This is a genomic window from bacterium (assembly GCA_030697645.1).
Taxonomy (GTDB): domain Bacteria; phylum Patescibacteriota; class Minisyncoccia; order Phycocordibacterales; family VMGT01; genus JAUYPI01.
This window is the reverse complement of sequence record JAUYPI010000008.1, coordinates 1-13,226: the sequence shown is the minus strand read 5'-3', so window position 1 is coordinate 13,226 and position 13,226 is coordinate 1. Positions and strand designations below refer to the sequence as shown.

The window sequence follows — 13,226 nt, the reverse complement described above, 5'->3', positions numbered from 1 at the left end:
CCTCCACTTTCTACTCTCTCAACTCACCCCTCCGCGCGCTTGAGCTCAACGGTGAACGTCGAACCTTCGCCCTGCTCCGAGGCGAATCGTATCGAACCCCCCATAAGTTGGACGAGCTGTTTCGTGATAAAAAGGCCAAGGCCGCTGTGTTCCACCGATACGATCGTTCCGACGCCATGCCAAAATTTTTCAAAAATGTGTGGTTGGTCGTCCTTCGCGATACCCACCCCGTGGTCAACGACGTCCACGGCGACGGTCTTCTCACTCGTGAGCGCCGTAATCTCAACCTCGCTGCCGCGTTCGCTAAACTTAATCGCGTTCGAAAGAAGATTGGTGAACACCGCGCCAAGTCGCAGGGGGTCCGCACTGACACGCGGTACATTCCCCTCCAACCGGGAGACAACGGTAACTCCATGTGCCTGAGCAAGATTACGCACTGAAGAGGTCGCCTGCTCTATAATATCACCGAGTTGCGTCGGCTGGAGAGAAATGCGCAGCGCCTGACTCTCGAGCCGCGCAGTCTCGAGAATATCATGCACGAGGCCCAAGAGGCGCATCGTATTTTGCACAATCAGTCGGATTTCCTCTTTATTTTTGGAGACCAGTTCTGGTGTGTTGGTCTCGAGGGATTCAACCGCCCATTTGATTGCCGTTGCCGGTGCGCGGAGCTCGTGGGCAGCGAGGAACACAAATTGATCCTTCAGCGTGAGAAGTTCGGTGGCCTGACGACGCTCGCGCGCTCGCGAATCGGCCAATTTTTCAAACGCGCCAATGATAAGGTACCCGACGACAAACAGAAACGCGGCGAGCGCAAGCATGATGAGCACCGCAATCTCGGGTTCTGCGTACCGCTGCGCCACCGCGTACGTACCGAGTATCGCGCCGATAACCACGACGCCCATGATGATAAAAAGAAACGGCGGGCAGGACGCAAGCGGCACACCGAGCTCGCTGCAGTAGCGCGGAAGATTGAGTTGGGCAAGGCTTTTACGCATAGCGCCAGTATACTGTGGCATCTCAATGAGACGCAATGTCGAATTTAAAATGCCTGCACTTCTTCACGCCCGTTTTGCTTTAATACTGCCTGCGTCTTCTCGTAGTCGGGCAACTCCTCTACCCTACTCAACCCAACATGCGCCAGCGCCTCGGTGGTCGCGCGATAGAAGGTGCCGCGTTTGCTCCCATACTCCGATATTTTTTGAATGAGCCCGCGGCCCGCGAGCAACCGGATTGAGCTCTGCGACTGCACGCCGCGGATATACTCGATCTCGGATCGCGTCACCGGGCCCTGGTAGAGTACGACCGCGAGCGTTTCAAGCGAAGCGCGCGAGAGCTCGCGCGAGAGTTCGTCCTGCCGGAGTTTCTCAATGAGCGGCGCAGCCTCTCTCGCGGCGCGGAGCTCGACGCTCTCGCCGATTCGCACCAACCGCACTCCACGCTCCGCAAGCGCGGCATCGAGCGCCGTGAGCGCTATTTCTATCTCCGCAGTCGTACATGCAAACAGGCATGCTAACTCGCCGACCGACATGGGTTCGGTAACGTAAAATAGTATGGCTTCAATGTGTGTTTCGAGAAAAGGCATGGGGCAAAAGTCGAATTTCCAAGTTCCAAAGCTCCAATTTGGAAGACAATTTCCAAAATCACGAACCGCCAAGCAAGCTCTGCGGCATGACGGACGGACTACTACGTCGTAATCGTTTTCATGCCAAACCGCGTGGTGTCCGCGAGAGCGAAGACTGCGACGGTATAACTGAATCAAAGAGAAGCTGCTAACACTCTCGTGCTAAATGGATGCGGGCATCTCCGTCGTAACCGGAATCGCCCTGGTGTGCCAGCCACTCTCGGCTGGGGCGAGGTCGAGGATGTACGTTGAGATGTGCTTCGCCGGGTACTTCTCTAGAATGAGCGCCGCGGTGCGCGCAAGCTCACGGCGATGGTGCGCAAGCTCATCCTCGCGCGAGTCGAATGCCTTGGAGCCGCCATAAGCGCCGCAGTCCGTGTGGATCGTGAGCACGATCTCCTCCGGGTCGTGGAGCAGGATTGACTTTACGAGCTGGCTCACAAGGTAGCCTTCGCCTCCGTCCTCGGCAAAAAAATCTTTGATGCCGCCCGCGGTCGTCGGCGGATCAAAGCTCCCGAATTTCTCGCGAAAATAATTATCGGCGTCCGGATGGAGACGCCAATCAATACAGAGAAAAACGACGGCAGGACAGGTGTAATGTTGCGCCATGTGGTTTTAAGAGATTTGCAATAACAATGCGGTCGCATGGTTATTGCAAATTCTATTCGTTAATGACATGTGGATAAAAACGGATTCCAGACAATTTCTTATTCCTGCACTGATCCTCCCGTATGCATGTCTTCGTGCTGCTGTCTACGAACTCTCGCAGATCGCCGCAGCACTTTGAGCCGCGCGAGCTCGCGCTCGAGGGACCCGAGGAGCGCCGCGTGGCCACCCTCGTCGGCGAACCGCTTGCCTTGGAGCGCCTCCTCGGCACGTACCCGCGCTTCCTCCACCTTCTCGAGCGCAAGTTCCTCGGCGCGCTCTGCAGAGTCGGCGAGGATGCGTACTTCGGAGTCCGGCAGAATCTCGACAAAGCCGCCGGAAGAGGCAAGGTGTGATTCTTCTCCGCCTTTCCGCAACGTCATCGCTCCGGTCGCAAGCAGAGACACAAGCGGCCGATGGTTCGGCAGCACGGTGATCTCGCCATCCGGCGTCGGAAGCGAAAGCGAGTCAACATCTTCCTCAAGCACCACGCGCTCGGGGGTAATGATTTTTATGTGGAGAGGCATAGGCGCAAATAACGCCGCTGTGGATAACATCGCAGCAGCAGCTTGACGTTATGCAAGCGTTGTATATACCAAAATGACACAGGTTTGCGAAAATTTATCGAAACAAACGGTCTAAAAGCTAACAGCTACAAGCTAAAAGCTCAAAATTAGCGGTCCGGCGCTATTTCATAATACCCGATCAGAAATCTCGCAAGGTCCATAAACGGCGTGGTGAGCGTCTGGGAGGCGTACCGTACGCCCTGCGGCTCCCGTGCGTAGAAAAAAATGAGGAAACGCGGATCGTACGCCGGAAAATAGCCAAAAAATGCGTGGAGGAACCTGTCTTCATAATAGCCGCCGTCCTCTGAATTTGCAATCTGGGCGGTGCCTGTTTTTGCCGCGATAGAGTAGTGCGGCAGGCTCGCAGCACCACCGACGAGCGCCTCGTCAACGACTTTCACCAGCATGCGCGTGATCTCCTCGGCAGCTTTTGCGGAGAGGATGCGCTCGGGTGGATGGGCGGCCGGCGCGCTCTGCGCGACGCCGAGGTCTGTCGCTACCCGTGCGACGACATGAGGCGTGACGAGCAGCCCTCCGTTTGCAAGCGAGGCGAGCGCGCGTGCGGTGCCGATAGGGGTGAGCGCGATCCCTTGCCCGAAAGATGCGGTCGCGTACTCAATCGAGCGGGGGCTGTCGAGGTTGCCGAGGAGGCCCCGCGTTTCATTCGGCACGTCTATGCCGGTTTCCTCGCCGAGGCCGTATCGGCGAAAATACTCGGCAAAGCGGGCACTGCCGAGCTTCAAGGCGACATACGCAGCGCCCGTGTTCAAAGACTCGTTCAGCACCGTCTGCATCGAGACTCTGCCGCGCCCCTTGCCGTCGAAGTTTGAAATCGTCCAGGTGTCGAGCGTGAGCGAACCGGCGTCATAGTACGTGCTCTCCGGGGTTATAACACCGGCATCGAGCCCGGCGGCAAGAGTCAGGGGTTTAATTATTGAGCCCATCTCGAATACATGTTCGACCAACGGATTTGCGAATGAAGCAGAATCGGCCTCTGCAAATTCATTGGGATTAAACGTCGGCTCCGCAGCCATCGCCATGACGGCCCCTGTTTTCGGATCCATGATAATCCCGCCAGTACCCGCTGTATGCCACGTTGCGGTAACTTCCGCAAGCTCCCTCTCCAGCGCCGCCTCGACCGACGGCTCGATGGTGAGTTCAAGATCGCCACGCGCATGCTCCGCACCGCGGAGCGCCGTGCCTGCCCCGGCGAAAAGTTCGGCAAAAAAGTTAACCGCGAGCGCACCTTCGCTGCGCCCAAGCACGTCCTCATAGTAGCGTTCGAGTCCGTAGCGGCCCTTCCTTTCATCTCCTTCAAAACCAATAAAGCCCAGCGCATGCGCAGCGCCCGCGCCACCCGGGTATATACGCCAACGATCGCGCTCGATCGTGACCCCCGGAAGCTCCATCGCGCGGATCGTTGAGGCTTCGCCCTCGGTGAGCTTCTCCGCAATGCGCTCGTACGGATCGCCCCGGCGTGATGCGCGCGAAAGAAACTCGTCGCGAGAGAGCTCAGGAAGAGTGCTCGAGAGTTTCAAGAACGTCGCCTCGGGGTCGACGATCGCGTCCGGGGAGATCGCAACAGCAAACCCGCTTCCAAGCGTCGCCGCAGCGACGCGCTCGCCGTCGCGCGCGGTAAAAAAAATAGAACCGCGGTCGAAGAGCGACTGCGGACGCACGTACTGTCGGTCAGCGCGCTCGGCGAATTCTTCGCCGCGCACGATCTGCACCATATAGAGCCGGAGGACGAGCGCAAGCGCGGCAATGCAGAGCGAAGTGGAGAGAATTGCGAGACGTGTACTGCGCGACTTCACCTTCACAGGGGCCGAGCGCTTCGGGGGAACAACCATACCACGGTGTACAAGCTTTTAGCTTATAGCTGTTAGCTCTTGAGAGGCTCCGACGTCGTGCTAAAAGCTAACAGCTATAAGCTAAAAGCTCAAATTTGCTTACAATCCTTCAGTGCCTGCAGCAAGCGACAACGTCCTCTCCTCGCCGCGGGTGAGGAAGATCGGATATGCGGCCTCGAGAAGGCCGAGCTCGCGGGCACGATCGAGGGTAAGCGAGGCGACGAGCAGAGCGCGCTTAGCCTCAAGATGGGCGACCACCGCAGAGAGCCGTGAGCGCTCCTCCTCGCTTGATGCGCGCAACGACGCATACTCGACGGCCTTATTCAAATAGTACCCATAGGAAGCGAGCGCCAGCAGCGCAAGACCGCATAGTATGACAAGAAGACCGAGCGGCAGCGCGCGAGAGTAGGCGAGTGCGATAACTCGACTATGAGACTGATTTGATCTAGTTAATCTATGGGACATACCTAACGTCAGACGTCAGCAACGAAAAATGCAAAGCAAAAGCGAAAAACAACAGTACAAAATTCAAAACGGCTGCTGTGTTCGTTCTGTTTTAGGTTTTGCGTTGTTGTTTTGCGTTTTTCGTTTTACACTTTACGCTTTCTCGATCGCCCTCATCTTTGCACTCCGTGAACGGCGGTTGGTGGAGACTTCCGTCTCGGTCGGCGTGATTGGTTTTTTTGTTAAAAGGTTCACTCTGCCGGATCGCGCGAGGTCAGCAAAGTAGTGCTTGACTGTTCGGTCCTCGATGCTGTGGAATGAGATGACCGCCATTCTTCCGCCTGCTCGCAGGGCCTTAAACGCCGCGTCGAGCCCTTCCTCAAGCGCGCCAATCTCATCATTGACCGCTATACGCAGCGCCTGGAATGTTTTCGTCGCCGGATGGATGCGCCCCATCTCTCGCGGCGGCGCAACACCCTCAATCACGCGCACGAGCTCACGAGTCGTTCCAATAGGACGAATCTTGCGCGCTGCGACGATTGCCCGCACAATACCCCTCGCCCGCCGCTCCTCACCGTAGACGTGCAGGATATCGACAAGCTCACCCTCGCCCCAACTATTGACGATCTCGTAGGCCGTGAGCGTACCCTCGGGCGTTCGATCCGCAAACGTCATCAAGAGCGGCTCATCGCGCTCAAAGCTAAACCCTCTCCCCGAATACTCGAGCTGGTCGCTCGAGAGACCGAGGTCAAAGAGCGCTTTGTCTATCGCACTGATGCCGCGACCCTGAAGCATTTCGCCGAGATCGCGAAAATTTCCGTGAATAAACTCGGCGCGACACGCCGCTCCTCGGAGACCATCGCGCACCCGCGCGAGCGCGCTCGAGTCGGCGTCAATCGCAATGACTTTTCCCTTCGCGCCGACTGCATCCGAGAGCGCTCTCGTGTGCCCGCCGCCGCCCGCGGTAGCGTCGAGAACCGTCTCGCCTTTTTTAATTGAAAGGAACTGGAGAACTTCGTGCAGTAAGACCGGGATGTGCATGCGTACCAATTTTCAATTCACAATTTTCAATTTTCAATCAATTTTCCAATGAATCAATTTTCAAACACGACGCCAACGTCGTCCGTCATTGAAACATTGAAAATTTATTGAAAATTGAGCATTGAAAATTGAAAATTTGACTGTAATGCTCCATTAAAATCTCGACGCTCGGTTTTACGTCTATAAAGCTCCGACGTCTCCCAACTTTTCAGCGAGCGTATCCGCCTGTCTTTCCACCCGCCGCTTGTACTCCTGCCAAAGCTTATCGTTCCACACCTCGACACGGTCGTAGACGCCGGCGACAATCACTTTGTTTTTCAACTTCGCAAACTCTTTGAGAAAATCGGGGATGAGCACACGCCCGACCGCATCTATCTCTCCTTCGACTGCGCCTGCGAGCATGAAGCGGCTCAAAGAGCGCCTATCCGCCTGCCCCATCGAGAGCGCCGCAAACTTCTTGCTGACGACCTCCCATGCGGCAAGGGGATAGATAAATAAACACCCGTCGAGCCCGTTCGTAACGACTACGTGCTTGCCGAGCTCTTTGCGGAATTTAGCCGGCAGTGACAGCCGCTTTTTCGCATCGAGCGTGTGCACATACTCTCCGATTAACATACAACCAGTGGGGATTACTTCCCACCGTATCCCACTTATTGGAAAGTGTATGCCACCACATCCCACACCGCAAGTGCCTCATTGTGCACAAAAAGTGGACAACCTGTGGATAACGGCGCTTACCCATTCAAAATTTCATGCTCGAGCTTCGGCGTTTAGAAATGGTGTCGCCTCGCTTGACGCAAAATGCAGAACTCGGCCTCCCCCTCGGGGCTCGGCCTCAGACAGCTGCATTTTGCTACTCGGCTCGCCATTTCAAAAACGCCTTTCGCTAGGGCATGAAATTTTGAATGGGTGCGCGCTATCGAACGCCAGCACAATGCGTAAATGCTACGCCGATGCTAAAACACAGCCGCCTGTCGATGCTAAAAAATGCATCAAAGGTAGACCAAAGACAAACCCCGACAGCGAACTATCGGGGTTTACACGCAAAGTGTGCGCGGTATCTGAGAGTGCTCTGCGTCAGAGATGGCCGAGACAGCGCTTCTGTTGCGGGCCATTCTCATGAGAGTTCAGAACTGTATGGAGTGTTGGTAAATCGAAGACTACCTAAAACCCCAAGCTCGGTCGCGGGCGAGTGCCTGTTCGGGCGAGCACGGATCAAAATCGGCGCTACGCACACGCTTTTTATGTTCAAGAAATGCGATTACATGGGGTTGCCATCCGTAGGCCAGATCCATCTTGCGGATCTCATCAAGGCCAAACCAACAGACACGCTGACCCTCTGTAAGTTTTTTGTTTAGTCGATTCACATCATCGTTCCACAGGAATTCACAAAAAACATGGTCCGTCCTGTCAGGAAACTCAATAACACCGAGCAGCAACGGCATGCTAATATACAACCCGAGCTCTTCCTGCATCTCGCGCCTGATGCACTCAAGCGGGCTTTCATCCTCAACGTGCCCGCCGAGCACGTCCCACATATTCGGATATTTATCCTTGGGTACGATAGGATACTTATCCCGTAAAAAGAGCAGGATGTTGTCCTCTCGGTTGATAAAGAACATGCTTGCGCCTTTAGGCTTCTCCATCGGAACCTCCTTCCGCCCGAATGATTTTCCATTGCTGTTCCTGTACCTCACGCCGATAGGTATTGAATCATGTTTCCCCGATCGAGGCAAAGTGCCCACAGCTGCGCCTTGAGATCGTCGGGAAACGATTCAGATATGCTGCTGTCTATAGAAAAGATATCCATAACGCATGCTCATGCTGTGGATACGAGATGCCAAAGCTGGCATCGTCGCACTACCATAACAATAGCCGGGCGTTCCGTACGAGTACATGGTTATCCCCCCCCCTCCGACATCGAATGTCGGAGGGGGATCAAACGCGTACATCCGTGCTACCTTCGTGCCCCCTTGCGACTCGCCCCGACGCGCTTCGCGACACGGCGTGCCTTTTTCACCGCGCTGCCGACGTCGCGACTGAGCGCGCGCCACTCGCCTTTCACTTTCCGCGCTGCGGCGCGGAGCTCCCGCGTATCTATATCGCTCACCCGCTCGTATGCCCCCGCCGCCTCATCAACGAGACGGTGATAAGCACGCTCGGTCGTGATGCCAACTTTTCGCACTCGGCCTCTCACGTCTCGTTTCAAATCCTCGGCTATGTGCGTCACAGTGCGGCGCACCTTTTTTCCCGGCCGCGTACCGGCAAGGTAGTAGAGCCCTGCCGCGGCTGCGGCAAGAGAGAGCCCGGCGCCTACTCCCGCGGCCTCTGCCCTCCGCACGCTCCGAGCGTGTTTTTTCGTTGCTTTTTTATGTCGCATAAAAATAAACCCTACTGATGATGTATCTTTCGACCGCGCGCACGCCTCGACGTGCGCACAAAAAATTGCGTCACGGTGCGCCGGAATCGCCCTGCGCCATCGGCGATTGCGTCGCCTTCCTCTCGCATACGCCGCGCAAGCTGCGAGGCGTCGCGCATGATGCGAATCAGATAGAAAAGCACCACGAGGAGCCCAAGTGCGACCAGCACCACCGCTACGGTTGTCGTAAAAAAGAAAGCATCCGCATGAATGAGCGAGTCATTCATGCGGATAGTATAGCACGCGGGTCAGAGGAACAACGGCGAGGGCTGTTGATAAGCCAGGGATGAAGAGAGCTACTCCACCGTCACCGACTTTGCAAGCTGCCGCGGCTTGTCGGGATTCAGACGCTTCGCTCGAGCAACCGCATGCGCGAAGAGCTGCATTGCGACGACGCCATAGATCGGCTCGAGAAAGTCGAGGTTTTGCGGCGTATAGAACAAATGGTCCGCAAGCGCTGCAGCGATCGTGTTCCCTTCTGTGGCGATCACGATGAGCGGTGAGCTACAGCGCTTCACCTCCTCGATATTCGAGAACATCTTGCTCTGAAGGAGCGGCTCCCGGCCAACGAGCGCGACGGTCGGAAAATTTCTGTCAAGCATCGCGATGAAGCCGTGCTTCATCTCTCCAGCCGCGCACCCTTCAGCATGAACATAAGAGACTTCCTTCAGCTTCAACGCTCCCTCGAGCGCCATCGGGTAGTGATACTTGCGCCCGATAAAGAGGACGCTGTGGTATCGTGGCAGATGGCGCACAAACTCTCGCGCGAGCGAGCGGATCTCGTCCGCGTGCGCGAGAACTTTCCCAACATCCGTCGGCACTTTGCGCAGTCCCTCAATGATCTCCATCCCATCAACGAGTGAGAGTCGTTTCAGCCGTCCGAGTTCGAGCGCGACCGCGGCGAGAATCAAACACTGACTCGTAAACACTTTCGTCGAGGCAACTCCGATCTCAGGCCCGGCGTGATTATAAATCCCCGCCGTCGTCATGCGGCTGATCTTCGTGCCGGGCACGTTCACGAGGCCGAGGATGAGCGCACCCTGCAGTGCTGCGGAGCGCAACGCATCCGCTGTCTCCTGTGTTTCCCCCGACTGGCTCAGACCCCAGACCACGGTGTCGCGGTCAAAGCATTTGTTGCCATAGCGCATTTCACTCGCGAGCATCGCGTCGATGACCACACCGGTTCCCGCGAGAAACTTGTCGAAGACCATCTCGGCATAGAGCGCCGCGTAGTAGCTCGTGCCGCAGCCAGTGAATATGATGCGTCGAGCTCGAGAGAGCCGCTCAAGCACCGTCTCGCCGCTCTCGAGCTTGCGCATAAGACCGTTGAACCGCGCCGTCGCGTCTCGCTCGTCGATTCTCCCGTGGAGCGCGTTCTGAAGAGAGCGCGGCTGCGTGAAAATCTCCTGCTCCATGGGGTCATGGTACCCCTTGTAGGAAACGTCCGTGTACGACCAGTCGATCGTCTCTCGATTCAGCTCGACTTCGCGGCCGTGGATCGTCTCGCTCCGCTCGACACCCGAGCGCGTGAGTCGCACTATATACTCGTCTTCAAGGTACGAGACTTCGCGCACGCCGAAGGTGCCGAGTGCCGTGATATCGCTCGCGGCATACATCTCGCCGTTCGTGCTGCCGACGACAAGCGGCGAGCTGAAGCAGGCAGCGATTATCTCGTCCGGATGATTGCGGTGGAGCACGAGAATAGCGTAGGTGCCCTTCACTCGCTCAAAACCATCCTGCGGATTGCCGAGGAGCGCCCGACGTACTGCCTCAAACAGATCGCCCTCGTAGCCAAGCGCAATAAGATTCGGAAGTACCTCAGTATCCGTCTCTGAGGTAAAGACGCGGCCGGCGCGCTGCAGTGCCAAGCGGAGCGCACGATAATTCTCGATGATGCCATTATGAACGACGAGCACATCGATCTCGCCCTGCGCCTCACTACCCAAGCTCGCATGCGGGTGCGCGTTCGCCTCGGTCGGCTTGCCGTGCGTCGGCCAGCGAGTATGCCCAATACCAGCATGCGCGCTGCGTATCTCTTTTGTCCCGCGTACTTTCCGCGCGAGATTGTCAACCGTACCTTCGCTCCGGACACGTACCAGCCGCCCGTCTTTCTCAACGCCGATGCCTGCAGACTCGTAGCCGCGGTAGCTGAGCACGTCTAAACCCGTCAATATTTCTTTCACAGAATCGCGCGTGCCAATGTGACCACAAATGCCGCACATATACTTTGTCCTCTTATACTGTTGTATTCCCCATCGCAACAACTTCTATATAATAAAAACAACCGCGACCTCAAAAAGGTAGCGGGCTTGCAGCAAGCAATATCGCGTTTTACATCCGAAACAAACTCGAACTCCCAATGTTCAAGTGCGTCTGTGCTTCGTAGCTTGTATTGCGTATCTTGTCAGCACTTTGACAAAAATTGACCAAAAATGACCATTTCGTGGCTCAACAGAGGCGTATCAACGTTCGCATACAAAAATGGTTTTGTTAAGCCATGTGTTCAAACAACGTTGTTAGCGCTTAACAGAGCCGTGGAATGGTCAAAATCGACAATTTTTTTGTCAAAGTACTGTCTTGTATTTTGTAGCTCGTATCTTGTATCTTGCCATTTGTATAAAATTCGTCATACAAATGTGCTATGGTGAGCTGAAGAACAGTCGGAAAGAAAAGACGCTATATGACGCTTGCTTGATTTATTTTCTGACCTATGCCGCACCCCACTCTCCACTTCAGCGCGCTTGCAAACATCTTCGCCGAGCTCGAGAAAACCTCCTCGAACCTCGCGATGATTGACATTCTCGCTGGTTTTTTTAAAACCGCGAGCGCCGATGATGCGCGTATCGCGGCTTACCTTATCGGCGGCGGCGTCGCTCCCGACTACGAAGGACTTGAGCTTGGGCTCGCGGAGAAGCTCGCGCTCCGCGCAATCGCAATTGCCTACGATACTCCCTCTCCCGAGCTCGAGCGGCGTCTGCGCCGCACCGGTGATCTCGGCTCGGTTGTCGCGGAGATTGCGCCACGACAATCTCACGCGATGCTCACCCTCAGGCAAGTGTTCACCGAGCTGCGACGACTCGCGCTGCTTACGGGGACTGGCTCGCAGGAAAAAAAGCTCGACGCCCTCGCCGCGCTTATCAGAAGAGCAACCGCCGAGGAAGCAAAGTATCTCGTGCGCATCGTTCTCGGGGCGCTCCGTCTCGGCGTCGCGGAGATGACGTTCCTCAGCGCGCTCGCGCTCGCAACAACCGGCTCGCGCGAAAATAAAAAGACGCTCGAGCACGGCTTCAATGTACTTTCGGACATCGGCGAGGTTGCCTACCGGGCGGTCAAAGACGGCGCCGCGTCGCTCTCCCATGCGCGACCGGAGTTTGGCATACCGGTGCGCATGATGCTCGCCGAGCGAGTCGCCGAGCTCGAGGAGGTTCCAGAGCACATACCGGGCGCGGTTTTCGTCGAGTATAAATATGACGGCGAGCGGCTGCAGGCGCATATCCGCAACGCGAGCGACATCGTCATTTTTTCACGACGACACGAAAACATTACCCACCAGTTCCCGGACGTCGTCGCGGCGCTCAAAGGGACGTTCGGCGGCAAAAATGCGATCGTCGAAGGCGAGGTCGTGGCGATTGATGAAAAAACCGGCTCCATGCTTCCCTTCCAAGTGTTGATGCAGCGGCGGCGTAAGCACGATATTGAAAAATACGTCGCGAGCGTGCCAATCCGCTATGTGCTGTTCGACCTCCTCCATCTCGACGGCCGCTCGCTTCTCGAGAAGCCGCTCGACGAGCGCAAGCGCTCACTTCAAAAAGCATTCAAAAGCGGCGGGGCAATTGCCTATGCTGACGCGCTGCGGACAGGAGAGCTTGCGGAAATTGAGAGCTTCTTCGCCGACGCAACCGAGCGCGGTGCCGAAGGCGTCATGATTAAAGACGCCGCGAGTCACTACGAGGCGGGCAAGCGCGGCTGGCACTGGATTAAGTTCAAAAAAGACTACGCCGAGGCCCTCGTTGACACCTTTGATCTCGTCGTCGTCGGCGGACTCTATGGTGCCGGCAGGCGCGCCGGCACCTACGGCTCGCTTCTCGTCGCCGCCTACGACCCCGAGGATGGCCGCTACTACTCATGCACGAAAGTCGGCACCGGATTCACCGACGTCGATCTCGCCGCGCTCACAAAAAAACTAAACCGGCTGCGACTCAAAGAAAAACACCGTCTCGTCGAAACGGGGATGAAACCAGACGTGTGGTTCGAGCCGATGCTCGTGATGGAGGTCTCCGCGGCCGAGCTTACGGTAAGCCCCACCCACACCGCCGCACGCGGGAAACTAAAAAAAGGCGGCCTTGCGCTCCGCTTCCCCCGCTTCCTCCGCTCCCGCGATGACAAAAATCCGACCCAAGCAACCACCGTCGAGGAAATCTACAATCTCTACCGCCGCGCGCGCAAAATAAAAAAACGCTAGCCCTTTTGAACCAGGAAATTGCCGACCCGAGACTCCGATGTCACACCACGACGAAGCTCCAATTTCCAACCAACAATTTCCAAACAAATTCCAATACTCAAAATCCAATTTCCAAACACGGCATTCGTGTTTGAAATTTGATGCATTGGAATTTGAAGTTTGTTTGGAACTTGTGGGT

General features: G+C 56.3%; 14 protein-coding genes. 1 reads left to right on the top strand and 13 read right to left on the bottom strand.

Annotated features, from left to right (window positions below):
• Positions 1-23 precede the first annotated feature (23 nt).
• The 12 genes from Q8R39_02095 to glmS form a co-directional block, all read right to left on the bottom strand.
• Positions 24-995 (bottom strand): HAMP domain-containing sensor histidine kinase, encoded by a 972-nt coding sequence (locus tag Q8R39_02095; protein ID MDP3735199.1) that lies wholly within the window; start codon positions 993-995, stop codon positions 24-26.
• Between the two features lie 44 nt (positions 996-1,039).
• Positions 1,040-1,582, bottom strand: coding sequence for an SMC-Scp complex subunit ScpB (locus tag Q8R39_02090; GenBank protein MDP3735198.1), 543 nt, complete (start codon positions 1,580-1,582; stop codon positions 1,040-1,042).
• Positions 1,583-1,783: 201 nt separating this feature from the next.
• Positions 1,784-2,230 (bottom strand): hypothetical protein, encoded by a 447-nt coding sequence (locus Q8R39_02085; protein MDP3735197.1) that lies wholly within the window; start codon positions 2,228-2,230, stop codon positions 1,784-1,786.
• Positions 2,231-2,328: 98 nt separating this feature from the next.
• Complete coding sequence (gene atpC, locus Q8R39_02080) at positions 2,329-2,793, bottom strand: ATP synthase F1 subunit epsilon (protein MDP3735196.1); 465 nt, start codon at positions 2,791-2,793, stop codon at positions 2,329-2,331.
• Positions 2,794-2,939: 146 nt separating this feature from the next.
• Complete coding sequence (locus tag Q8R39_02075) at positions 2,940-4,682, bottom strand: penicillin-binding protein 2 (protein MDP3735195.1); 1,743 nt, start codon at positions 4,680-4,682, stop codon at positions 2,940-2,942.
• Between the two features lie 99 nt (positions 4,683-4,781).
• Complete coding sequence (locus Q8R39_02070) at positions 4,782-5,147, bottom strand: hypothetical protein (protein MDP3735194.1); 366 nt, start codon at positions 5,145-5,147, stop codon at positions 4,782-4,784.
• Positions 5,148-5,279: 132 nt separating this feature from the next.
• Entirely contained in the window at positions 5,280-6,167 is an 888-nt protein-coding gene (rsmH, locus tag Q8R39_02065; GenBank protein ID MDP3735193.1) for a 16S rRNA (cytosine(1402)-N(4))-methyltransferase RsmH, read from the bottom strand.
• A gap of 180 nt (positions 6,168-6,347) precedes the next feature.
• On the bottom strand, positions 6,348-6,782 hold the full coding sequence (gene mraZ / locus Q8R39_02060) for a division/cell wall cluster transcriptional repressor MraZ (protein MDP3735192.1): 435 nt from the start codon (positions 6,780-6,782) through the stop codon (positions 6,348-6,350).
• Between the two features lie 545 nt (positions 6,783-7,327).
• On the bottom strand, positions 7,328-7,813 hold the full coding sequence (locus tag Q8R39_02055) for an NUDIX domain-containing protein (GenBank protein MDP3735191.1): 486 nt from the start codon (positions 7,811-7,813) through the stop codon (positions 7,328-7,330).
• Positions 7,814-8,124: 311 nt separating this feature from the next.
• On the bottom strand, positions 8,125-8,547 hold the full coding sequence (locus tag Q8R39_02050) for a hypothetical protein (protein ID MDP3735190.1): 423 nt from the start codon (positions 8,545-8,547) through the stop codon (positions 8,125-8,127).
• Between the two features lie 11 nt (positions 8,548-8,558).
• The gene (locus Q8R39_02045; GenBank protein ID MDP3735189.1) at positions 8,559-8,813 is read right to left on the bottom strand and encodes a hypothetical protein; all 255 of its coding nucleotides are present in this window, start codon (positions 8,811-8,813) and stop codon (positions 8,559-8,561) included.
• A gap of 69 nt (positions 8,814-8,882) precedes the next feature.
• The gene (gene glmS / locus Q8R39_02040; GenBank protein MDP3735188.1) at positions 8,883-10,808 is read right to left on the bottom strand and encodes a glutamine--fructose-6-phosphate transaminase (isomerizing); all 1,926 of its coding nucleotides are present in this window, start codon (positions 10,806-10,808) and stop codon (positions 8,883-8,885) included.
• 488 nt (positions 10,809-11,296) lie between these two features.
• Here glmS and Q8R39_02035 point away from each other — a divergent pair, with 488 nt between their 5' ends.
• The gene (locus Q8R39_02035) at positions 11,297-13,048 is read left to right on the top strand and encodes an ATP-dependent DNA ligase (protein MDP3735187.1); all 1,752 of its coding nucleotides are present in this window, start codon (positions 11,297-11,299) and stop codon (positions 13,046-13,048) included.
• On the opposite strand, the gene Q8R39_02030 is transcribed toward Q8R39_02035, so the two are convergent.
• A partial coding sequence (locus tag Q8R39_02030; GenBank protein ID MDP3735186.1) for a hypothetical protein occupies positions 13,045-13,226 on the bottom strand: 182 nt, incomplete at its 5' end. The genes Q8R39_02035 and Q8R39_02030 overlap by 4 nt on opposite strands.